Below are 23,515 nucleotides of genomic sequence, written 5' to 3'. Positions count from 1 at the left end.
GCCTAACTCCGTAAAACCACCCTTCAAATTTTGCTATAATCGACCAAAATTTAAAAGGTGAAATTTGAGTTTAAACCTAGTCGAGAGTTTTTTAAGCATCCAAGGCGAAGGCGCAAGTAGCGGCCGTTTGGCGATTTTCCTGCGGTTTGCGGGTTGCAATCTAAACTGCGCTGGCTTTGGAGTGCGAACCGTCTCGCCCAAAACCGGCGAAACGCTAGTGGGCTGCGACACGATCCGCGCGGTTTTTACGAGGCATTTTTCGTATCAAAAAATCTCGCGCGCGGACGAACTCGTAAAAATCACGCAAAGCTTGAGCGCAAATTTGCGCCGCAAACCTATCGTCGTCATCACGGGCGGCGAACCGCTACTACATCACAAAAACCCAATTTTGCTAGATTTTTTAGACTTTGCAACTAGCGAGGGCTACGAGCCGCATTTTGAGACGAACGGTACGATCGAGGTAGATTTCGCCAAATTTGAAATTTATAAAAAGTGCTGTTTCGCCGTCAGCGTCAAGCTCGAAAATAGCGGCGAAAGCGAAGCTAAGCGCATAAATCCCGCCGCGCTAAAAGCGATAAAACAAAACGCCGCGGGAAGTTTTTATAAATTCGTCCTTGATAAAAAAAGCGTAGAAAACGGCTCGGCGATAGCGCAAATTTCGCGTATTTTAGAGCTTTGCGACGCGGAAGTTTTTTGTATGCCGCAAGGTTATGATAAAATAAGCCTCGAGCAAAACGCTAGAGCCGTCGCGCAGTTTGCGATCACGCAGGGCTTTAACTACTCCGATCGCCTGCATATCAGGCTTTGGGGCGCGAAAGAAGGGGTTTAGGGGGCAAATTTAGCCTCCAACTTTACGGCGCAAAAGGTAAAATTTAATAAACGGAGCTAAGATGATAATAAGAAAAATGTTTAAATTTGAAAACGCCCACATCGTTAGATTTTGTAGCTCGAAACGCTGCAAAACGAGCATCCACGGGCACTCTTACAGGGCTGAAATTTTACTCGAGTCAAATTTTCTCGATAACGCAGGGATGGTGTATGATTTTGGTCTGATGAAGCAGGGTATCGGCTGCATTATCGATAGCTTTGATCACTGCACGACGATATTTAGCGGAGATGGTGCCGAGTATAAAAACGATCTCAAAAAGCACTCTGCGCGTTGGATCGAGATCCCGCTAAATCCATCCGCAGAGCAGTTTTGTAGGATATTTTTCGTGATGATCGATAGGCTTTTAAAAACTACGCAGATGCAAAACGGCGAGCGCGAAGTGAAGCTTCACAGCGTCATCGTCCACGAGACCGACACGGGCTACGCGCAGTGCTTCAGAAAGGATGCGTATAACGCCAAAATGGGCGAGGTAAATTTAAACGAGATCGTCTTCTCCGAGGGCGTGAGAGCCGAGTGGGAGGACGCGGAGCTGTTTGAGAAGATCAAGCTAGGCAAAAAAATAGTAAATCCAAAGGAGGTCTAGCGCAAATGAGGAAAATTTTTGCAATTTTGACGCTGGCGGCGCTGTTTTTTAGCGGCTGCGAGGAGAAAAAGGAGCCCGCGTCGCTAGATCTAGGGGGCACCGTGCCTAGCGACGTGCCTATCGCGCAGAGCGACGCAAACGTAAGTATCGACGAAAATATGCCGCCAGAGCCGGTGCCCGAAAAATGAAATTTAACGAGCATCTCTCGGAGCTCTACGAGCTAGCGCGCTCCATCCACATCGGGCTTGCCTTTGCGCTTTTGGCCTTAGTCGCGGCGCACTTTTGCCTGATAAATTTCGGTATAAATTCGCCAGCCTACGCTAAACGCATCAGGCTGTTTTTGCCTACCTACTACGCATTTTTGGCCGCAATGATGCTTACGGGGCTACTTTTGATGAGCGTTTTTTACTTTTATCCGAGCTTCAAAGCTCTCGTGATGATCGCGGTTTGGGCGCTGCTTATCGGACTTGGAGCTATTGAGTTTAAGCGGCTAAAAAAGGCGATAATAACTAAAAATTTTGCCGATTTTAGAGCCAAAATGCGCCTAAAAATCGCGGCAGATTTTGTTTTGATACTTATCGCAAGCGGGGTGAGATGAAATTTTTATATTCAAAAGAGGTCAAAAACGAGCAAATTAGGCTTGATGGCGAGGCGTTTTTACACCTGAAAGCGCGGCGCGCTAAGGTAGGCGAGCGCATCGACGTGCGAAATTTGACCGACGGACAAAACCACATCTATGAAATCGTAAATTTAGACAAAAGAGGCGCGGAGCTAAATTTGATATTTTCGCACGACGTGGAAGCACGAAATAGCGATCTAACGCTAGCCTGGGCCGTCGTCGATCCAAAAACGATCGAAAAAACGCTGCCTGGCCTAAATGAAATGGGTGTAGCTAAAATCGTCTTTTTTTACGGCAAATTTTCGCAAAAAAACTTTAAGCTTGATTTTTTGCGCCTAGAGCGCATTTTGATAAGCTCGTGCGAGCAGTGCGGACGAAACGATTTGATGAAATTTGAAATTTATAAAAGCCTGGACGAGCTGGTCAAATTTTATCCAAACGTCGCTCTTGTCGACTTTGAGGGCGAAAATCTAGACGGCTATTCGAGCAAGGAAATTTTAGCGATCGGACCTGAGGGCGGATTTAGCCAGAGCGAGCGAGAAGCCGTCGCGAAAAAATACGGGCTGAGAGCAAAAAATATTTTGCGCTCGCAAACGGCGATTTTAGGCATAGCGGCTAAAATTTTAATTTAAATTTGATTTTTTACGAAGTTTTTTGTATAATCTCGCCTTACTTTAAATGAAAATTAAAAAATCAGACGATAAAAGGACAAAAAATGAAAAAAGAAATTCATCCGGAATTTGTTGAGTGCAAAGTAACTTGCGCTTGCGGCAACACCTTCACTACGAAGTCAAACAAAAACGAGATCAGAGTGGACATCTGCTCAGAGTGCCATCCGTTTTTCACGGGCAGCGAAAAGATCGTAGATAGCGCGGGCCGCGTCGATAAATTTAAGAAAAAATATAACTTAAAATAATCCTTTGTTATATTTCATTCCTACTCCGATAGGAAATTTAAGCGATATCTCGCTTCGCGCTTTGAGCGTTTTGCGCGAATGCGAGGTACTCTTTTGCGAAGATACTAGAGTCGCAAAATCCCTCATAAATCTGCTAAATACGCGTTTTGACGCAAATATAAATATCCAAAAATTTATCCCGCTACACACGCATAACGAAGATGAAATTTTATCTAAAATCGAGCTTGAGATTTTTGATAAAAACGTCGCGTTTTTAAGCGATGCGGGTATGCCCGGTATCAGCGACCCTGGAGCTGAGCTCGTAAATTTTGCGATAAAAAACGACATCACATACGAAGTACTAAGCGGTTCAAACGCCGCGCTTTTGGCCGTCGTCGCTAGCGGACTTTGCGAGAAGGAATTTTGCTTTTTAGGATTTTTACCCAATAACGGCAAAGAGCGAGCCGCAGCGGTGCAAAATGCGCTAAATTCGCCGTTTCCCGCAGTCATCTACGAAAGCCCAAAACGCATACTTTCACTTATTTTAGACTTTGCCAAGCTTGAACCAGATAGAGAAATCTTTGCCATAAAAGAAGCTACGAAAAAATTTGAAACCAAATTTAGAGCCACGGCAAGCGAACTCGCACAAAAGCTACAAGAGGCAAATCTAAGCGGCGAGTGGTGCGTCGTCGTGCAAAAAAATCCTAATTTTACCTTTGAGAAAATCACTCAAAACGATATTTTAGAGCTTGAAATTTCGCCCAAAGCCAAGGCCAAACTCCTAGCCAAAATCACCGGCAGAAATGCCAAAGAAATTTACTCCGAACTCACGCGCTAAAACTTGCACGCAAACTTAAGTAAGCGGCGAATTTATCCGAAAATTTAGCTAAATTTTACCGATTTTTAGCTATTATCAGGCGATGATAATATACGGAAAACAGCTATTTTTGCACATCATAAAAAACTATAAAAAAAGTGTCAAAACGGTCTATCTCGCCAAAGAGTGCGACAAGGCGCTATTTTCGCAGATCGTAGGCGTCGGCGCGCCGATAAAACGCGTGGATAATCAAAAAGCTCAAGCTCTCGCGCACGGCGGCAATCACCAAGGTTTTTTGGCCGAGGTCGAGGAGTTTGAGTTTAAGAGTATCGACGAGATAAAAAAACAAAATTTTATAGCGATCTTATACGGACTTAGCGACGTGGGAAACATCGGCGCCATCGTCCGAACGGCGCATGCACTCGGCTGCGGAGGCATCATAATCGTTGCTAAAAATTTAGCCATGGAAGGCGTACTGCGAGCTAGCAGCGGAGCGGCCTACGAGGCAAATATCGCTCTCGTAGAGGATGGACTTAGCTTGCTAAACGAGCTAAAACAAGTCGGATTTAAAATTTACGCCACGGCAAGCGGCGGCAAAAACGCTCATGAGGTCAAATTTAACCAAAAAGTCGCGCTCGTTATGGGTAGCGAGGGCGAAGGCTTGCACAAAAAAGTCCTTGCCAAAAGCGACGAAATAGTAGGAATAAAAATGAAAAACGACTGGGACAGCCTAAACGTCTCGGCTGCGTTTGCCATACTTTGCGATAGGATTATAAATGAATGATATAAGTTTACTAAAAGAGCTAGGACTTAGCGAAGTTGCAAGAAAAACACACATCGAAATAGAATACTTAGGCTACATAGCCGATAAAAATTTTGAAAAATTGGCGCGCTTTAACGTTAAAGGTTTTATTAAAATTTTAGAACGCGAGCTGGATATCGACTTTACGTCGTGGATGCGAGAATACGAGACGTTCATGGTCGAGCACGAGAGCGAGTTAAAGCACAAAACCATAACCATATCGCCTAAAATTCCGGCCTATACCGCAAATGATAAATCGTCCTATGGCGGTATGCTCGGCGGTATCGTTACCATTTGCGCAATCGGTGCTTTAATATATTTTTTCGAACCTCAAAAATACATCGGCGACCTCTCGAGTTTCTTTGAGGACAAAAACAAAAGCGTGACTTACTCCGATACGAATGTAGTACAAAAGGCGACTAAAAATTTAGACTCCATCAAAGATGCAAATATCACCGTAAGCATATCCTCTACGCCGAAACAAGAAGACGAGTTAAACAAAATCGAAGAAAACGCTTCAAATTTTGCCGTTACCCAAGCAGAGCAACCTTTGCCCGAGTTTAACGTGACGGTTTCTACGGGCACGCAATCAAAATCCGCAGAGCAAAACGTCAGTAAAAATTTACAAAATGAACAGGCTTCAAATTTGACCGACGAAAATGCATCTGCCGCAATCCAAGTAACGCCCAAAAGCGGCGATGTATACCAACTAAACGGACTAAGCGAGATAAAAGTCGTTCCGCGCAGAAAAGTTTGGCTCGGCGTGATAAATTTGGACGACAATAAAAAACGATCGCAAAATGCTTCAAATGCCGTTTCTATCGAGATAGGCAAAAAACAACTCATCGTCACCGGACACGGAGAGATAAATTTAGAAATCGGCGATCAAAACATCAAATTTAGCGGCGATAATCCAAAGCGATTTTTGGTAGAAAAAGATAAAGTTACTCCGCTAACATACGACGAATTTCTAGCTCTAAATAAGGGCAAATCGTGGTAAAAAAACTCGTAATTTTAGCCGTTAGCGCGGTCTTTTGCCTTGCTGGTAGCGTGGTGGATATAGCAGGTGGCCTGCTCGGTCAAAATAGCGCAAAAGCGACTCAGCTCTTTGGCGACGGCTCGGCATATCTAAACGCAAACGGCAAGCCCGATATCGCTAAAATTTCAAACGTTTTAAAGTCAAATTCGCTCCTGCGTCTATCCTACAAGCAAAACGTCAAGGTAGATATCAAATTTATCTCGCGCCAAAACAACCCGCTGCTTATCATGAAGATCGCAAAAGACGCCCTAAACGGACTAGGCTACAACAATATCCTAACGAGCGAATTTTCTAACGCCGGCGGCGCTCTTTGGGGCGTGACGATCGATACCAAATTTATCCCAGATCCAGGCTCACTCTACGCCGCGCTTAAAGAAAGCGGCACCGAGATAACGGACATAAATAGACCCAGCGAGCTATCCTACGAGTACGTCATCGACGCGTCAAATTCCTCTATAAACCAAACTCCGGTGCAGTTTTCGCAAGAAGTTCAGCTCTCAAAGCCGCTAGAGCCCTATCTCATCGACGTTAGCGGCGCAAAAAGCGCGACGATAAGCTCTAGCTCGGAGGATCGTTGGTCCGCCGTCGTGAGAATTTTGGATAAAAATTTAAATTTGCTTGACGAAAAGCAAACTAGCAAGCCCGTAAATAGCCTAAAAGTCTCGCTCCCTCAAAATGCAAAATATATAATGATCGACGACGCGGTCAGTCTAGAAAATATCAAACGGGGACTCAAAATCTACCTGGAGTAAGGAGAAATTTATGTTTGACGAGATTAGATTTAATACTATAGAACGACTTCCAAACTACGTATTTGCCGAGGTAAACGCCATAAAAATGGCCGCGCGCCGAGCGGGCGAAGATATCATCGACTTTTCGATGGGAAACCCGGAGGGTCGCACGCCTCAGCACATCGTCGATAAGCTCTGCGAAAGCGCGCAAAAAGACAAAACCCACGGCTACTCGGCGAGCGCAGGCATATACAAACTGCGCCTAGCCATCTGTAACTGGTACAAGCGCAAATACGGCGTAAATTTAGACCCCGACACCGAAGCCGTCGCTGTTATGGGCAGCAAAGAGGGCTTCGTACACCTAGCCCAAGCCGTGATAAACCCAGGCGACGTCGCCGTAGTGCCCGATCCTGCATATCCGATCCACACGCAGGCGTTTTTGTTCGCGGGCGGTAGCGTGGCGAAGATGCCGCTAAAGTACAACGACAAATTTGAGCTTGACGAAAATAAATTTTTCGAAGACCTACTTCACACTATTCGCTCAAGCTCGCCGAAACCTAAATACGTCGTCGTAAATTTCCCGCACAATCCAACTACCGTAACCGTGCAAAAAAGCTTCTACGAGCGATTAGTGGCGATGAGTAAACAAGAGCGCTTTTACGTAATCTCGGATATCGCCTACGCAGACCTTACTTTTGACGGCTACAAGACGCCGAGCATATTTGAAGTAGAAGGTGCAAAAGACGTCGCAGTCGAGTGCTATACGTTATCAAAAAGCTACAATATGGCCGGCTGGCGCGTCGGATTTTTATGCGGAAACAAGCGACTTTGCGCCGCTCTTAAAAAGATAAAATCATGGATCGATTACGGCATGTTTACCCCGATCCAAGTCTCAGCTACCGTCGCGCTAGACGGCGATCAAAGCTGCGTCGAGGAGATCCGTCAAATTTACGAAAAACGCCGCGACGTGATGCTAGAAGCCTTTGCAAGCGCAGGCTGGGAGATGCATAAGCCAAGCTCGAGTATGTTTATCTGGGCAAAAATCCCACCGCAAGTCGGAAACATCGGTAGCCTCGAGTTTTCTAAACAGCTGCTTACCAAAGCAAGCGTCGCGGTGAGCCCCGGCATCGGTTTTGGGGAGGGAGGCAACGACTACGTGCGCCTTGCTCTCATCGAAAACGAAAATCGCATCCGCCAAGCGGCGCGAAACGTCAAAAAATATCTGAAAGAATTTGCATGAATATAGCCATTTTAGGCGTCGGCACGGTCGGAGAAGCCGTAGCTAAAATTTTACTCCAAAACAAAAAACTGATCGCGGCAAGATGCGGCGAGGAGATAGTTCCCCTCATCGGCGTCGTTAGAAATTTAAGCAAAAAAAGAGACGTCGCCATCCCTCTCACGGACGATATAGATAGCGTCATAAAGCGCGACGATATCGACGTTTTCGTCGAGCTTATGGGCGGCGTCGAGGAGCCCTTTAGGGTCGTTAGCAAAATTTTAGAGCGCAAAAAAGCCGTCGTAACGGCAAACAAAGCGCTACTCGCCTATCACCGCTACGCCTTGCAAAATTTGGCGCAAAATACTCCGTTTGGATTCGAGGCTAGCGTCGCGGGCGGCATACCTATCATCAGAGCCCTTCGCGAGGGCCTTAGCGCAAACCACATCCTAAGCATCAACGGGATTTTAAACGGTACGAGCAACTATATCTTAACCTCGATGATGAGCAAGGGGTCAAATTTCGCGGACGCGCTAAAAAAAGCACAAGAGCTAGGCTACGCCGAAGCCGACCCGACCTTTGACGTAGGCGGCTTTGACGCGGCGCATAAGCTACTGATCCTAGCCAGTATCGCATACGGCGTGCACGGTAACCCTGAGGACATCCTGATAGAAGGCATCGAAGGCATCACGCCCGAGGATATATTTTTCGCCAACGACTTTGAGTACGTTATCAAACTGCTCGCCATCGCCAAAAAAACCGGCGACAAAGTCGAGCTGCGAGTACATCCCGCACTCGTACCAAAAGATAAAATGATAGCCAAAACCGACGGTGTGACAAATGCGGTAAGCGTAGTGGGCGACGCGGTCGGCGAGACGATGTTTTACGGTCCGGGCGCGGGCGGTCCTGCGACGGCTAGCTCGGTTATCAGCGATCTCATCGATATCGCCAGAGACGGCAAATCTCCGATGCTAGGCTACAAAGCGCCGTTTGAGCTAAACGCGCTTGAGCTTTTAGATCCGAGCGAAATTCGCACGAAATATTATTTTAGACTCAGGGTCGAGGATAAGGTCGGCGTGCTAGCTAAAATCACGAATTTAATGAGCGAAAACAACCTCTCTATCGATAGCCTGCTGCAAAAACCAAAGGACGAAAGTCCGTATGCGACGCTATTTTTCACAACGCACACGAGCGTGGAAAAGGACGTGAGGCGCACTATGGAAATTTTGCAAGAGCAAGAGTTCGTAAAAGAAAAACCTTTTATGATGAGGATAGAAGAGTAAAATTTGGGACTTAAGGCGTATCTTTTCGGCAAGAGCTCGGAGGATCTGGCTTGCGAGTTTTTGCTAAAAAACGGCTGCGAGATACTCGCTAGAAATTTTAGCTCCAAATTTGGTGAGATCGACGTCATCGCTAAAAAAGACGGCATTTTGCGCTTCGTTGAAATCAAAGCTACGCAGGGCGACTACGAGGCAGAGTATCGCCTCATGCCCACTAAATTTAATAAAATTTTAAAAACTATCGATTTTTATCTGCTGCAAAACAGCGCAAATGCCGATTTTCAGGTCGATTTGATCGCGATAAAAAAGGGCGAAGTAAAGTGGATAGAAAATATTAGTTTATAAAAATTCTTATTTAGCAAAAATTTAAATACTTTCGTGTATAATTACAACTATCTTTAAAAAGGAGAATAAAATGGGAAAATACATAGAACTAACAACTGCGAATTTCGACGTCGCTAAAGAGGGCGTTGCGCTAGTAGATTTTTGGGCGCCTTGGTGCGGACCTTGCCGTATGCTTGCTCCGGTCATCGACGAGCTAGCTGAGGAGTTTGAGGGCAAAGCTAAAATTTGCAAAGTAAACACCGACGAGGTGCAAGATCTAGCCGTAGAATTCGGCATCCGCTCGATCCCTACGATTTTGTTTTTCAAAAACGGAGAGCTAGTCGATCAGCTAGTAGGCGCGCAATCCAAGCAAGTCCTATCCGATAAGCTAAATTCGCTGCTTTAATGGTTTTTAGACGAGGAGGAAGCCTGCTTCCTCTCACCTCCGTTTTTGCGTCTTTTATCGGTGCAGCGCTGGTAGCAGGCGTATTTGCTTACAATAATTACAGATTTTCGCAGTATAAATTCGTAAATTTTAACGAGCTGGTTTTTTACGAGCAGGCTCAAATTTTCGCACCGCAAGACGATAAATTTTTACTCGTGGTTTTTAGCTCCAACCAATCAAACTGGAGAGAAATTTTAAAAACTTCGACTAAGGATTTAAAAATCGTCGCCGTGGACTTGCTCCAAAAACGCGCGCCCAGCGAGGGAAATATAAATTTCGTCGCTTCGGATATAAATACGATTTTAAAGCTGATGAACGTCCTAAATATCACGTCTTTGCCCGCTAGCGTGGAGCTAAAGGCGCAAAAGGGTGGCGTTTATAAACAAGATTCAAAAATAAATAAAATTTAAAAGGAAGAAATATGTTAGATTTAGCAATAATCGGAGGCGGTCCTGCAGGACTTAGCGCAGGCCTTTACGCCACTCGCGGCGGACTAAAAAACGTCGTAATGTTTGAAAAAGGAATGCCCGGCGGCCAGATTACGAGCAGCTCGGAGATAGAAAACTATCCCGGTCAAAAAGCGCCCGGCGAGAGTGGCATCGACTTCATGAGTACGTGGGTCGCGCAGTGCACGCATTTTGGCCTAAAGCACGAGATGGCGGGCGTTGAGCGCGTGGTAAAAAATTCAGACGGCAGCTTCACGGTCAAGCTTGAAGGCGGCAAAGAAGAGCAGGCCAAAGCAGTCATCGTAGCCACCGGCTCTACTCCGCGCCGCGCGGGCTTTGCGGGCGAGGACGAGTTTTTCGGCAGAGGCGTGAGCACCTGCGCGACCTGCGACGGATTTTTCTATAAAAACAAAGAAGTCGCGGTTCTAGGCGGCGGCGACACGGCGATCGAGGAGGCCCTGTATTTAGCCAAAATCTGCTCGCGCGTCTACATCATCCACCGCAGAGACGAGTTTCGCGCCGCTCCCGTCACGCTAGAAAAGGCTCGCGCTAACGCCAAAATCGAGTTTATCACGAGCGCCACGATCAAGCAGGCCTACGGCGACAAAGCAGGTCTTGCAGGCCTCATCATAAACACGAAAGATGGCGAGCGCGACCTAAAAGTGCCGGGCATTTTCGTATTTGTCGGACTTAACGTAAACAACGACGTCCTCCGCCAAGAAAATGGCGAATTCGTATGCCAAACCGAAGCGGGCGGTCAAGTGAGCGTCGATCTAAAGATGCAAACTAGCGTGCCGGGACTATTTGCCGCGGGCGACATCAGAAAAGACGCGCCAAAGCAAGTCATCGTAGCCGCAGGAGACGGCGCGGTAGCGGCCCTTAGCGCACTTAGCTACATCGAGAGCTTACACTAAGATTTCTCAAATTTAGCCGAGTTTTTCGGCTAAATTTTTTCTTTTACTTCAAATTTTTCCCAAATTTATCGAATTTAGCCGAATTTGCCTTGATATAAATTTCCCCGCATTTTTCAAATCCCCACCCCAAATTCACTCAAATTTAACCGCCCTTTGGCTAAGATTTTGCAAATTTAAGAAAGCAAAAGGATCGAATTTGCACGACTTGCTAAAACTATTTAAAACTATTTTATACGCCGCGCTGTTTTTAGGACTTTATCTTTTGGCGGATAAGTACGGACTGTTTTCTAAATTTAGCTCGCCTACCCGCTTCGTCGTTACCGCCGATACTAAAATAATCCCAGGCTCAGAGCTAAGCAAATACGTAACGCAAGAGGAGATAGACGACTTTGCTTTTAGATACTGGGATATAGATAAGCAGATAAAGGACGACGCATTTGCGGAAAATTTCCGCAAGCTTTTAAAATCAAAGCAAACGGATCAAATTTTAAAATTTATGCAAGATAATAACATTAGTATAGACTCTCCACTAATAGACGGCGTTACTCCTTTGATGTACGCTAGCTTTTACGACGACGAAGCCACGGCAAAAAGACTTATAGATATGGGCGCAAACGCTCGCGCGCAAGATAACTACAAACTCTCGCCCCTGGCCTACGCCATAGAAAATAACTCTACAAAGACCGTTAAGCTGCTGCTTGATAGCGGGGTTAAATTTGATGAAGTAAAGGCGGTGCAGTACTACATATATCCTCCGTTTTATAACAACATCGAAAAGCTTATCATAGACGGGGACGACGTAAAGATAATATTTGAAGACAACTATCAAGTTAATACGGAATCAAAAGACGCATACGACCCTATGGGATATATAGTAAGTCATAACTATGTAGAGATGACCGAGCTTGCCCTTGCTAGCGGGTATAAACCGAAACTAGACGATCATCATAATACGTTTTTTCACGGACTAAGAGACGATTCCGAATTTATGCGATCTTTATATATCTCGCTAGATAGCCACCCGAACTACGAACCCATGCTAGAGCTTCTTTTAAAATACGACATCGTAGGGCAACCTACTAAAGAGGAGCTAAAGAAGGCGTATGAGGAGTGCTATAAAAGCTATAGATGGCACATTGATAATTGGAAAGAGGAAATAGATAAAAATCAGACCATACCCATACTAATACGTATGTCCATAAAAAATGGAGAGAGGTATTGCCCAGATAAAGATGGGGCATTTAGTGATACCTATACGTTTATACGATGGGCAAACGAAAAAAAGAAACTAAAAAGTATGATAAGTTTTTGGGATACATTAAAAGGCGACCCAACCAAGGTAATTTACGTAGATAGCAACAGAAGTAAATCAGACTTAAACTCAAATTTACAAAGCAAATAGATAAAAGGAGATAAAGCGTCAGCGAAAATTTGAGTTAAATTTGAGCGAGTTTAACTCAAATTTCGTTTGGCGAGAGGCAAATTTAGCTTCAATTTTAACAGTCCTTAGTCAAATCTAAAGCCAAATTTTACTCATCGCCCGGGCAGCAAATCAAATTTACCGCCGAGGCTCAAATTTTACTTCGCCAAAGCGGGATTATTTACGCTTATCACGACGTTTTTCTCGTCCAGATAGAGTTTCGCCGCGTCTCTTACGTCTTGCTCGGTGAGCGCATTTACCGCCTTTTCGTACTCGTCCAGGCTCAAAACCTCATCGCCAAAAACCAGCTCGCGCATGAGCGCGCGCGTCCAAAACTCGCCCTGAACGTAGGATTGGCGCATTTTTACGAGCGCTGATTTTTTGAAATTTTGCAGATAGCGTTTGACGTCCGCGCCGCCTTTTAGCTCGGCGACATTCGATTTTATCTCGCCCAGCACGGCGTTTACGTTATCAGGCGCAGCCGTAAAGCCAAAATGCGCGGTGAAGCTTCCGTACGGATATTTTGCGAGATTCATATGCACGCCCAGGCCGTAGACCTGCCCGCGGTCCTCGCGCACGTCCTCGCGCAGCATCATCGAAAGCACCGCAGATAGGGCGTTTACGCGCAGTAACTCTGGGCGCGAATACTTCACGTTTTCATTTTTCATTATCATCGCGGCGTCGCTTCGCTGCGTGGTTTGGTAGCTTCGCTTAAACTCCCGCTCGCCAGAAATCGTCCTCACGCCGTCATCGACGAAATTTTCGCGTTCCCCGCGCGCGGGTAAATTTGCCAGATATTTTTGTAAAAGCGGCTCGGCTGCGGTCAAATTTAGATCGCCGACCACGATAAAATCATACGACGCCGCGTTAGTAAATTTCTCTTTCACTATCTTTTTTACGTCGTTCATCTGCAGCTCGTTTATGTCCGCGGCCTCGAGCGGGTTTGTTCGCGGGTTGTTTTCGTAGAAAAATCTCGCAAATTCGTCGCGAAATTTGCGCTCGGGCAGGTTTTTGGTTTTTTCCAGCTTTTCAAGCTCGTTGATTTTTGTCTTTTTTAGCGCATTTTCGTCAAATCTAGGCTCGCTAAACTCCAAAAACAGCGCGCGCAAAAGCCACTCGAAGTCCGCACTAGCCGAGCTTGCGCTGTATCCTTGCGAAAGCTGATCGATAAATTTGCTATAGCTTAGCTGCTTGCCGCTTAGGATTTTAGCCAGGTCGTAGTTGCTAAACTCCCCCGCCCCGCTCTCGTTTGAGACCTCTACAGCTAGCGCGCCCTGCTTTGGTTTTGGCAAATTCGACGTGCCGCCGCGACTAACCGCGCTTAGCCAGACGACGTCTTTTTTGGTTTTTACTTCTTTAAATGCGACGCGCGCGCCGTTTGGCAGCTCGTAAAGGTAAAAATCAAGCTTTTCGTTATGCTTTTTCGAGACGAAATTTTTAGGTTTTAGCGTGCCGTAGTCGAAAAGCTCGCTCTTTGCCTGCTTTGCGGCTAGCGTGTCGTACGGCTTTGCCTCCGCCCAAATTTGATCAAATTTAGCCTCGTTTAGCTTTGCTCCTTTGGCGCTAATTACGTTTAGATTTTTTGCGTTTATGCCAAGTATCCGCCTAAATTCTGCGTTTACCTCCTCAAGGCTAATGCTCTCAAGCAGCGCCAAGGTAACGTCGCGCAGGTCCTTTTCGCCTAGCAGCACGCCGCCGATCCTAGTCGTATCCTCGATATTTGCCGCGACCGCGCTTGAGCGCTTGTTCCCCGCTTGCAAATAGGCATTTTTAGCCGAGTTTATAAAATCTTTTTTTGCGCTTTCAAAGTCAGCCCGGCTAAAGCCAAATTTCTCCACACCCTTTAAAACGCCCGCCAGATCGCTAAGCGCGCCGCTAAAATCATCCTCGACGGCATTTATCTCAAAAGCGTAAAGCACGTTTTGATCCTCGATGATCGGCGAGTAAAATCGCCCGCGCAGGGCCAAATTTCGCTGCTCGTATATCATCGCGACTAGGTCTGAGATGTAGTTTGCGAGCAAATTTTGCCTGAGCCTTTGGATCTCGTCGTCAAATTTATATTTTTGCGTGAAGATCAAATTTAGCGAGTTTAGCCCGATCTCTGCGGAGTCGTAGTTGTTTACGCTAAAGCCGCTTTTTATCTGGATAGTTTTATCGGGGCTTGCATAGTCGTTCGTGTTTTTTGCCGAGCTAAAGCTTTGCTTTATCATCTCCTCGATGCGCTTTTTATCAAAGTCGCCGACCGCGATAAATTTCATAAATCTAGGCTGATACGTCCTCTCGTAAAAGCCCTTTATGGTCGCCACGTCGACGTTTTTTATGATATTCATATCGCCGATAGGCGACCTTTTGGCGTAGATGCTATCGCCGTATAGCTCTGGCACGCGGTTTTTGATGTAAAATCTATACGCGGGCGTGTTTCTAGCGCGCTCTTCTTCGACGATGATACCCCGCTCTTTATCCAGCTCGGCCGCGTCAAAGCTCACGCCGTCGATCCAGTCGCGAAAAACGCGAAAAACGTCCTTTAAATTTTGCTCGTTTACGTGAATTTCTAGCAGATAGCCCGTCTGATCGTAGCTCGTCTGCGCGTTTAGATCCGCGCCAAAGGCCACTCCGAGGCTCTCTAGCTTTTTCACCAGCTCGTTTTTGCTAAACTCGCGGCTGCCGTTAAACGCCATGTGCTCGGTAAAGTGCGCCAGCCCCAGCTCGTTCTCGCGCTCGTCGGTCGAGCCTATGTTTACGACTAGATAAAAATAGGCCGAATTTGCGGGCTGCTTGTTCTCTTTGACGTAGTATTTTAGACCGTTTGCTAGCTCGCCGCTGACGATGGCGGGGTCTTGGGTCAAATTTAGCTTTTGCGAGTTTTTATCGTTCTCCGTTAAATTTAACGCGCTCAAATTTGCGTCCGCCTGCCGCGTTTTGGTAGCCTCTGGGGTCGGCACTTGTTTAGCTAAAACGCTCGCCGCAAAAACAGCTAGAAATAAAAACAAAATTTTCCTCATCGTCGTCCTTTAAATTTAAAAAGCCGATTATATAGCGCGATTTTTAATATTTTTGCCCGCGCGCAGCGAATATGGCGGCCGTGCTAAATTTATTTTTATGAAATTTATGCTAAATTTAGCCCAAATTTTAAAGGATAAATTTTGGTAAAAATAGGAATCCACGGCGCAAGCGGCAAAATGGGACGCATGATCATCGAGTGCCTAAAAAACGAGCCAAACGCGAAACTCAGCGCGGCTTATACGATAGAGCCGCTTGACTTTGCATTGCCCCAGGGCGTCATCCTCACGGACAAATTTGACGAGCTTTTCGCAAACTGCGACGTCGTTATCGACTTTACGATCAAAGATGGCGCGATAAACCTGCTAAACTACGCTCGCACCGACCCAAAACCGCTAGTCATCGGCACGACGGGTCTTGGCGAGGACGGCGCGAACCTGCTAAAGCTAGCAAGCGCGGCGATGCCGATACTTTACGCCACCAACATGAGCCTTGGAGTCGCAGTTTTAAACCGCTTGGCGGCGCTTGCCTCAAAGGCTTTGCGCGAATTTGACGCCGAGATCGTCGAGCAGCACCACAGACACAAAAAAGACGCTCCAAGCGGCACGGCACTGACTCTAGGCGAGCGCGTAGCAGCAGCTAGAGGGTTAAATCTAAAAGATATTTTAGTAACGGGCAGAGACGGCATGGTCGGGGCTCGCAGCAAGGACGAGATCGCGATCCTAGCCGTGCGAGGCGGCGATGTCGTAGGCAGGCATACGGTCGGATTTTACAACGAGGGCGAGTTTATCGAACTAAATCACACCGCAACTAGCCGCGCGACTTTTGCCAAGGGTGCTATAAAGGCGGCTATTTGGGTGGCAGGACAAGGTAGCGGGCTGTACGGGATAGATGATTGCCTGGGGCTGTGATATTTAACGGCTTATCTCGCGAGCGCCTTTGAAAGAGCTTGAAAATTCGGGCTTGCGGCAGACCGAGCGTCTAGCCTCGCCCAAATTTTCTGCGCAACTTTCAAATTCGTTTCGCGATATTTTGCCTTATTTTTTATGTTAAATTTTGATATTTTTTAAAATTGCGGAAAATCGGCGGCGATATTTTTGACTTAGGCGAGGCGAAATTTAAATTTTAAGCATAGGCTAGACACGAAGTCTACCGAGCTTGAAATTTAAATTTTAACGAAGCATAAGGTAAAAAGATAACACCCCTAAAAAAGGATAAAAATGTGTGCGATAGTTGGAGTAATAAATTCTAAAGATGCGGCAAAAACGGCATATTATGCGCTATTTGCCATGCAACACCGAGGCCAAGAAGCAAGCGGCATCAGCGCATGCGAAAACGGCCGTATAGAAACCGTCAAAGGCCGCGGGCTAGTTACCGAAGTCTTTGATAAGACGAACCTCGAGAGCCTAAAAGGCGATATGGCGATCGGCCACAACCGCTACGCCACCGCAGGCAAAAACTCTGCCGCCGATGCCCAGCCCATCGCCGCAAACTACTCGCTAGGCCAAGTCTCTATCGTGCACAACGGCAACCTCGTAAACAAAGACGAAGTCCGAGAAGCTCTGATCGCCGAGGGCGCGATATTTCAGAGCAACATGGACACCGAAAACATCGTCCACCTCATAGCTAGAAGCCACAGCGAACACCTACAAGACCGCATCGTCGCCGCTCTAAAACAGATCAAAGGCGCCTACTGCCTACTCATCCAGTCGCGCCATAAAATTTTCGCCATACGCGACCGCTGGGGCGTGAGACCGCTCTCGCTGGGACGCCTAAAAGACGGCGGCTACATCGTAGCTAGCGAGACGTGCGCGTTTGATTTGGTGGGCGCGAGCTTCGTTCGCGACGTGGAGCCGGGCGAGATGCTGGTTTTTGAACAGGGCAAAAGCGAGTTTGAGAGCGTGCGCCTTTTTGAGCCAGAGCCTAGGGTTTGCGCGTTTGAGTATATTTATTTCGCGCGCCCCGATAGCGTCATAGAGGGCAAAAGCGTCTACGAAGTACGCAAAAAAATGGGCGAAACGCTAGCCAAAAAGAGCAAGATTGGCGCGGACTTCGTCGTACCGGTACCTGATAGCGGCGTGCCGGCGGCGCTGGGATACGCAAACGCCAGCGGGATACCGTTTGAGCTAGCCATCGTGCGAAATCACTACGTCGGCCGCACCTTCATCGAGCCGACTCAAGAGATGCGCAACCTCAAAGTCAAACTCAAGCTAAATCCGATGGCAAGCCTGCTCAAAGGCAAAAGCGTAGTCGTAGTGGACGACAGCATCGTGCGCGGCACGACATCCAAAAAGATCGTCGAATTACTGCGTCACGCGGGCGCGAGAGAGATACACTTTAAGGTCGCTTGCCCCGAGTTAAAATACCCCGAACGCTACGGCATCGATACTCCGAGCTTCGATGAGCTAATCAGCGCAAACAAAACGCCTGAAGAAGTATGCAAATATATCGGCGCGGACAGCCTCGAGTTTTTGGACGTGGACGAGCTAGTTAGCAGTATCGGCAGCGAGCGCAAATACTCGTTAGTTAGCTTTGACGGGGATTATTTTATCAAGTAAATTCGGCCTTTGCCGTTTCAAATTTGACCTATTTTGGCAAATTTGAACTCGCCAAATTTAAGCGGCAAAACCCGCATCTTGAAAATGCGAATTTTTGTTTTTGGCGGTTTTGCTTCAAATTTGGGTTTTTACAGATTTAAATTTGATGAAATTTGTGCTCAAAATTTGGCGAATCAAATTTTAAAATTTGATTTCGAGCGCCATACTGCGCAAAAATGAAAATATTTTATCAATATATAAGCAAACGTTGAATATAATTGCGAACTTTAACGTCACGGTAGCTCAGCTGGTTAGAGCGCTGGTCTCATAAGCCGGAGGTCGGGAGTTCAAGTCTCCCCCGTGACACCATAAAGCTCTAAAATACGGGTTTTCTACGATTTTATATCGCATTTTCCTTTCATGAAATATAGCTTAAAGTTTGTAGCAAATTTAAATTTATGTAGCAAAAATTTAAGCCGTTTGTAATTCCAACACATTTTTATAAAATTATTGTTCTCTCGCAAATATCACAAGCATTAAAAAATAATAATAGTGTCGTTAAGTTTTAAGATCACAAATTTAAAATGCATTACTTTTCAAATTTTAAAAATTAACCTCTGCTCAAGCGATAAAAACACGCTATACGCAATGGCTAGTATATTATAAAATAATTTATAAATAATTATTTAAGCATTATTGATATATACTCTTGTTTTTATTTTAAAATCAAGGGAGAATAATGAGACTTAGTATTTTTGCTTCAGTCGCTGTTTTAGCTACTTTTGCCGTTGCAGACACAAAGACGGACGGCTACTCGGTGATGCTTCCAAGCGTAGAAGTCGAAGGCATTTCCGAGCAAGATAACCTAAAGGGCTACGTCGCCTACGATAGCGCGGAAGTAAATAGAAACGGACTTAGCAACAAGCAAACACCTCAAACTATCGAAACTATCGATATACAAAAAAATCGCAACTACGGCACGAACGATCTTTCAAGCATCCTAGAAGGAAACGCAGGCATTGACGCAGGCTACGATATGCGCGGCGAGAGTATAAAAATAAGAGGCTTTAGCGTAGACGGCGGAGATATATACAGAGACGGCGTGAGAGACTCGGGTCAGATCAGGCGTAGTACGGCAAACGTCGAGCGCGTCGAGATTTTAAAAGGACCGGCTTCTATCCTATACGGCAGGAGCAACGGCGGCGCGGTCGTAAATTTAGTAAGCAAAAAGGCAAATTTTACCCCCGTTTATAAGGTCTCGGGTAGATACGGCAGCTGGAGCAGATGGGGGCTTGGCGCAGACGTAAACCACGCGGTAAATAATCAACTGGCCGTACGCCTAACTACCGACGGCGAGCGCGGTAAATCGTGGCGCGAAGGCATAAAATATAAAAATTTTATGATAAGCCCTAGCGTCATCGTAACAAACCAAAGCGGCGACGTAAGCTTTGAAGCGCAGTATACGTACGACAACGCCTGGCGAGTGCCCGATAGAACTCCAACCAAAGCCGTATACGACAAACTAGGTATCGACTACGAAAAGGGCTTTTCTCACGAGGGCGACTTCGTGGAGGACAGACTGCACTTTTTTCGCACGGAATTAAATGCCGAGCTAGCAAAAGAGCTAAATTTAAAATGGGTTTTTGGATACAGAAAAGCTAGCCAAAATTTTGATCACTTTTTTGCGGGCAGTATCGTTAGTGGCAACAGACTAAGGCAAAACTACGCAAAGCAAGAGACAGATAACGAAACTATCTCAAACGCCTTTACGCTTACCAAGGAGCTAAATTTCGAGAGATTTAAGCACAACATCGCAGTCGGCTACGATAACAGCATCGAAACTCGCCATCCAAGGCTCTGGTATAGCAGAACCCATACGCAAGATATCGACCCATACGCATCTAGGGGCAGCTGGACGTCAAACAGAAACGTCCCGCTCACGACCGATAACAAACACCGCGCGATCAATCACGGCGTGTTTTTCGAGGATCTCATTAGCCTTGACGACACGTATAGATTAATGCTCGGCGGTAGGTTTGATTTTTACAAATTTAAAACCAGAAACATAAGAGGCCAAACAAACAGCTACACCGGCGACTCGTTTAGCCCGAGGGTCGGCTTTTTATGGGACTTTGCGACCGATCACACCGCTTACGTCTCGTATTCTCAGAGCTTTGCGCCCTACGGCGGTAGAGGCAATATCGGCATCAGCACCGAAGATACGTCAAAGCTTGATCTAAAACCGCAAAACAACGTCCAATACGAAATCGGACTAAAAAGCACTTGGGCGGATAATAAATTTAGCTCAAACATCGCGGTGTTTCAGATCGAACATAAAAATATCCGCTATCAGCCAGACCCTACAAACGACCCATATACTTGGGCGGTTCGCGGCAAGGAGCGTAGCCGAGGCATCGAGCTAAACGTGCTAGGACAAATTTATGAGAATTTATACCTGCGCAGCTCGCTTGGCTACACAAACGCCAAGGTTACTAAAGACAACTCAAACCCGCTAAACGAAGGGCTTAATCTAAATGAAACCACGCGCTGGCAGGGCAATGTCTTTTTACGCTACGTAAATGCCGACAAATGGTACGTAGAAAGCGGCGTTACCGGCTACTCCAAACGCTACTTTTACTCTACTAGCGGCGGTAGAATCCAAGAACAACACTTGCCGGGCTTTGCTAGAGTTGACGTGAGCGCGGGATATAGCTTCACCGAGCATGCGCAAATGACGCTAGCTATAAACAATCTCTTTGATAAAAAATACTGGCGCTCAAGCTCGAGGCTAGGCGACGAGAGATCGTTTATGGTGAATTTCCACTATAATTTTAATTAAAATATAAAAACGATAGGTTATCCTATCGTTTTTATCGGTTATAAAACCGCTTCATCTATCGCGGCCCAAAAATTAAAAACTTAGTGCCAATGACTTGGCTTTGACTGCGGGATAGATAAAATTTCAAATTTAACATATCTTATAAGCTTTAAAAATTGCCTCAAACCCATCTTATTAGATTGGCCATCTAGTCTTTGGCGGCAAATTCTATCTGTATACGATAATTAATATTAAATTTATTCCATATTAGTTATTATTCGCAAAGAAAGATTGATAACTTAAATCAATCTTAAGTATTCTAAAGGATTTTATATGATTGTTTTAAAAAATAAAGCTTTTGCGCCTATCGTTTCTCTAGTATGCGCAATAAATTTACAAGCCGCAGATAATATAAATTTAGAAGAGGTCGTAGTCACGGCTAGCGGTTTTTCGCAAAGTATTAAAAACGCACCCGCCAGCATATCAATCGTTAAAAATGACGACCTGGCAAAAGATAGCTTCACCTCGCTTCACTCTATCGCCTCAAAAGCTCCGGGAGTTAGCGTTATAGGCGGCGAGGACGGACCTGCCAGCGGTATCTCGATCCGAGGCATGGAACGTTCGCAAACGCTAGTTCTCATAGACGGCAAAAGAGTAAATTCAAGCGCGGCCAATCCAAAAGGCGGTGCTGGCGATATGAACTCAAATTTTATCCCGCCGGTTGAGGCGATAGAACGCATCGAGATCATCAGAGGACCGATGAGCTCGCTTTACGGTAGCGATGCGGTGGGCGGAGTCATAAATATCATCACGAAGAAAAACTTCGATAAATTTAGCGGCTCCGTGAGTATATCCGGTACCGCGCAGGCTCATAGCGGCATCGGCTCGCAGCGCCAAGCGGACTTTTATCTTAACTTCCCGCTTCTTAACAAATACCTCGGCCTTCAGCTCTGGGGCTACAAAAAATTACGCGACGAGGATAGCTATCCGGGCGGCTATCAAGAAAGCGATAAGAAAAACTTTAGCGCCAAACTATGGATCACGCCGAATGAATACAATAAATTTTATCTCCTAGCCTCCCAAGAACGCCACGAATACTCAAGGACCGTCGGCAAGACGGCAACCGTAAGGACAAACAGGCTACTAAATAGCTACGACTACAAAAAAGATAGCTACGGAGTAGGATACCTGGGAAATTTTGAAAATTTAAATGCCGACGTAAGTTACATTTATGACGAGACGAAGCGAACGAGCCTCTTTGATAGCTTAACGCCGGCTGATGTCAAGAACCACAACTTTAACTCCAAATTTAGCACCTTCCTAGATTCGCATACGCTAACTTTCGGCTATGATTTCAGCAAACAGACGGTTAAAACCACATTTATCGTATCAAATTCGAGCAGAAGCGTACTGCGAAACCCGAAAGCCTACTCTATGAAAGAGCATGCGGCATTTTTAGAAGACGAGTGGGAGATTTTAGACGACAAGCTTTATTTGACGCTGGGCGGCCGCTTCACTCATAACGAATTTTTCGACGATCATCTCTCGCCGCGTGCGTATCTAGTTTATAATCTAACCGACAACTGGACGCTAAAAGGCGGCGTAGCGACAGGATATAAAACGCCGAACGTCAATCAGATCTCGCCGGAAGTCGGCACCATACAAGGCGGCTGGAGGATCGTAGACTTTGGTAACGCAGACCTAAAACCCGAAAAGAGCCTAACTTATGAAATCGGCGCTTACTACGATAGCGGCGACGATTTTAGAGGTTCGGTTACTCTATTTAGAAACGAGTTTAAAGATAAAATCCTAGATACCGACGGCAGTAGCATCAACCGTATTCCGGCATTTGGCTCGTGCGCTACGGCTCCGCACGTAAATTGCCCGGGCTGGGGAACTTACTTTAACATCGACGGTGCAGACGTCTGGGGCATCGAGCTTAGCGCAGACTACGACATACTAAAAAATCTAAATTTGCGCGGCAACTACACATACAACAACTCCAAAATCAAAACCGGCGATCCGACGATCAATACCCCAAACGGTCCGGTTAAATTTAGCCAGACCAATCTTGGCCGACTAGACGGCAAATCTCTGACTGCAACGCCCGAGCACGCGGCGAATTTGACGCTTACGTATAAGCCTATCGCAAGCGTGAGCACCTTTATCGGGGCAAACTACGCGAGCGAGCTAACCAGCGTCAAATTCGGCCCCGGCAATAAAGTAAGCGAAAACGACAAAAAGCTTTTTACCGTCGATTTGGGTGCTAGCTGGGAAGTAAATAAAAATTTAAGCCTAAATTTGACCGCCTACAATATCTTTGATAATATCCGCTACGACGAGGGAATGGCCGATGACGGCAACTACTACTGGTATCCTGAAGAGGGTAGGAGATTTTGGTTTAAGGTAAGCGCGAAGTGGTAAGGATTGTTAAATTATTTTTGGGAGCTTTGATTATGATTGGTGTAGCCAGCGCAAAGCCTACTCAGTACATAGAGCCGATAGATGAAAGCGTTTATCGGCTTTTTGACGTTAAATACTCTATACTAGAAAACGCGGACGGAGAAATATATAAAATTTTTAACTCGCCCTTTAAAAGTGAATCTATAATATTCTGCTCCTCATGTTTTTCTAAATTACCATGTAAACATTGTGCTGGAATACCTAAAACTTTAAGTTCCTCTACCTGATCTTTCATTAGTGAAATCAAAGGCGAAATAACCAAAGCTGTTCCTTCTAG

22 protein-coding genes, 1 tRNA gene and 1 pseudogene are annotated in these 23,515 nt (G+C 46.0%); 22 read left to right on the top strand and 2 right to left on the bottom strand.

The window, feature by feature from the left end; translation table 11 throughout:
• Positions 1-64: 64 nt before the first annotated feature.
• The 17 genes from Q0200_RS06565 to Q0200_RS06485 all read left to right on the top strand — a co-directional run bounded on the left by Q0200_RS06565 (position 65) and on the right by Q0200_RS06485 (position 12,402).
• Positions 65-829 carry a 7-carboxy-7-deazaguanine synthase QueE gene (locus Q0200_RS06565; protein WP_297939259.1) on the top strand — a complete coding sequence of 255 codons (765 nt, stop codon included), beginning with the start codon at positions 65-67 and terminating at the stop codon, positions 827-829.
• 61 nt (positions 830-890) lie between these two features.
• Positions 891-1,472, top strand: coding sequence for a 6-carboxytetrahydropterin synthase (locus Q0200_RS06560; protein ID WP_297939256.1), 582 nt, complete (start codon positions 891-893; stop codon positions 1,470-1,472).
• 5 nt (positions 1,473-1,477) lie between these two features.
• On the top strand, positions 1,478-1,660 hold the full coding sequence (locus Q0200_RS06555; protein WP_122872841.1) for a hypothetical protein: 183 nt from the start codon (positions 1,478-1,480) through the stop codon (positions 1,658-1,660).
• Complete coding sequence (locus Q0200_RS06550) at positions 1,657-2,070, top strand: hypothetical protein (RefSeq protein ID WP_297939252.1); 414 nt, start codon at positions 1,657-1,659, stop codon at positions 2,068-2,070. Before Q0200_RS06555 ends, Q0200_RS06550 begins: the two co-directional genes overlap by 4 nt.
• Positions 2,067-2,723 carry a 16S rRNA (uracil(1498)-N(3))-methyltransferase gene (locus Q0200_RS06545; RefSeq protein WP_297939249.1) on the top strand — a complete coding sequence of 219 codons (657 nt, stop codon included), beginning with the start codon at positions 2,067-2,069 and terminating at the stop codon, positions 2,721-2,723. The genes Q0200_RS06550 and Q0200_RS06545 overlap by 4 nt, the downstream gene beginning before the upstream one ends.
• Positions 2,724-2,806: 83 nt before the next feature.
• Entirely contained in the window at positions 2,807-3,007 is a 201-nt protein-coding gene (gene rpmE / locus Q0200_RS06540) for a 50S ribosomal protein L31 (RefSeq protein ID WP_002947184.1), read from the top strand.
• 4 nt (positions 3,008-3,011) lie between these two features.
• Entirely contained in the window at positions 3,012-3,824 is an 813-nt protein-coding gene (gene rsmI, locus Q0200_RS06535; RefSeq protein WP_297939245.1) for a 16S rRNA (cytidine(1402)-2'-O)-methyltransferase, read from the top strand.
• A gap of 82 nt (positions 3,825-3,906) precedes the next feature.
• Complete coding sequence (rlmB, locus tag Q0200_RS06530) at positions 3,907-4,587, top strand: 23S rRNA (guanosine(2251)-2'-O)-methyltransferase RlmB (RefSeq protein ID WP_297939242.1); 681 nt, start codon at positions 3,907-3,909, stop codon at positions 4,585-4,587.
• On the top strand, positions 4,580-5,605 hold the full coding sequence (locus tag Q0200_RS06525) for a phosphatidylglycerophosphate synthase (RefSeq protein WP_297939240.1): 1,026 nt from the start codon (positions 4,580-4,582) through the stop codon (positions 5,603-5,605). Before rlmB ends, Q0200_RS06525 begins: the two co-directional genes overlap by 8 nt.
• Positions 5,599-6,396 (top strand): hypothetical protein, encoded by a 798-nt coding sequence (locus tag Q0200_RS06520; RefSeq protein ID WP_297939237.1) that lies wholly within the window; start codon positions 5,599-5,601, stop codon positions 6,394-6,396. The genes Q0200_RS06525 and Q0200_RS06520 overlap by 7 nt, the downstream gene beginning before the upstream one ends.
• Before the next feature lie 10 nt (positions 6,397-6,406).
• The gene (locus Q0200_RS06515; RefSeq protein ID WP_297939234.1) at positions 6,407-7,615 is read left to right on the top strand and encodes an LL-diaminopimelate aminotransferase; all 1,209 of its coding nucleotides are present in this window, start codon (positions 6,407-6,409) and stop codon (positions 7,613-7,615) included.
• Positions 7,612-8,874: a homoserine dehydrogenase gene (locus Q0200_RS06510; protein ID WP_297939232.1), complete on the top strand. Its 1,263-nt coding sequence runs from the start codon at positions 7,612-7,614 to the stop codon at positions 8,872-8,874. Before Q0200_RS06515 ends, Q0200_RS06510 begins: the two co-directional genes overlap by 4 nt.
• Positions 8,875-8,877: 3 nt before the next feature.
• The gene (locus tag Q0200_RS06505) at positions 8,878-9,216 is read left to right on the top strand and encodes a YraN family protein (protein ID WP_297939229.1); all 339 of its coding nucleotides are present in this window, start codon (positions 8,878-8,880) and stop codon (positions 9,214-9,216) included.
• A 70-nt stretch (positions 9,217-9,286) separates the two neighbouring features.
• Positions 9,287-9,601, top strand: a complete 315-nt coding sequence (gene trxA / locus Q0200_RS06500; protein ID WP_295147737.1) for a thioredoxin — start codon at positions 9,287-9,289, stop codon at positions 9,599-9,601.
• The gene (locus Q0200_RS06495) at positions 9,601-10,050 is read left to right on the top strand and encodes a hypothetical protein (RefSeq protein WP_297939225.1); all 450 of its coding nucleotides are present in this window, start codon (positions 9,601-9,603) and stop codon (positions 10,048-10,050) included. Before trxA ends, Q0200_RS06495 begins: the two co-directional genes overlap by 1 nt.
• 11 nt (positions 10,051-10,061) lie before the next feature.
• Positions 10,062-11,000 (top strand): FAD-dependent oxidoreductase, encoded by a 939-nt coding sequence (locus Q0200_RS06490; RefSeq protein ID WP_297939223.1) that lies wholly within the window; start codon positions 10,062-10,064, stop codon positions 10,998-11,000.
• Positions 11,001-11,196: 196 nt separating this feature from the next.
• The gene (locus Q0200_RS06485; protein ID WP_297939220.1) at positions 11,197-12,402 is read left to right on the top strand and encodes an ankyrin repeat domain-containing protein; all 1,206 of its coding nucleotides are present in this window, start codon (positions 11,197-11,199) and stop codon (positions 12,400-12,402) included.
• A gap of 176 nt (positions 12,403-12,578) precedes the next feature.
• Here the strand turns inward: Q0200_RS06485 and Q0200_RS06480 are convergent, their stop codons facing one another.
• Positions 12,579-15,422, bottom strand: coding sequence for a M16 family metallopeptidase (locus Q0200_RS06480; protein WP_297939216.1), 2,844 nt, complete (start codon positions 15,420-15,422; stop codon positions 12,579-12,581).
• Between the two features lie 141 nt (positions 15,423-15,563).
• Here Q0200_RS06480 and dapB point away from each other — a divergent pair, with 141 nt between their 5' ends.
• The 5 genes from dapB (at position 15,564) to Q0200_RS06455 (ending at position 23,199) form a co-directional block, all read left to right on the top strand.
• Positions 15,564-16,331, top strand: coding sequence for a 4-hydroxy-tetrahydrodipicolinate reductase (dapB, locus tag Q0200_RS06475; RefSeq protein ID WP_297939213.1), 768 nt, complete (start codon positions 15,564-15,566; stop codon positions 16,329-16,331).
• A 309-nt stretch (positions 16,332-16,640) separates the two neighbouring features.
• Positions 16,641-17,978, top strand: a complete 1,338-nt coding sequence (gene purF / locus Q0200_RS06470) for an amidophosphoribosyltransferase (protein WP_297939211.1) — start codon at positions 16,641-16,643, stop codon at positions 17,976-17,978.
• A 271-nt stretch (positions 17,979-18,249) separates the two neighbouring features.
• Positions 18,250-18,326: transfer RNA gene (locus Q0200_RS06465), tRNA-Met, on the top strand.
• Between the two features lie 370 nt (positions 18,327-18,696).
• Entirely contained in the window at positions 18,697-20,796 is a 2,100-nt protein-coding gene (locus Q0200_RS06460) for a TonB-dependent receptor (protein WP_297939208.1), read from the top strand.
• A gap of 312 nt (positions 20,797-21,108) precedes the next feature.
• On the top strand, positions 21,109-23,199 hold the full coding sequence (locus Q0200_RS06455) for a TonB-dependent receptor (protein WP_297939205.1): 2,091 nt from the start codon (positions 21,109-21,111) through the stop codon (positions 23,197-23,199).
• Between the two features lie 91 nt (positions 23,200-23,290).
• On the opposite strand, the pseudogene Q0200_RS06450 reads toward Q0200_RS06455, so the two are convergent.
• Positions 23,291-23,515 (bottom strand): annotated as a pseudogene (locus Q0200_RS06450) (DNA helicase RecQ); the annotation flags it as partial.

Source organism: uncultured Campylobacter sp., from assembly GCF_938045225.1.
GTDB lineage: Bacteria > Campylobacterota > Campylobacteria > Campylobacterales > Campylobacteraceae > Campylobacter_A.
This window is presented reverse-complemented; position numbering and strand designations above follow the sequence as displayed.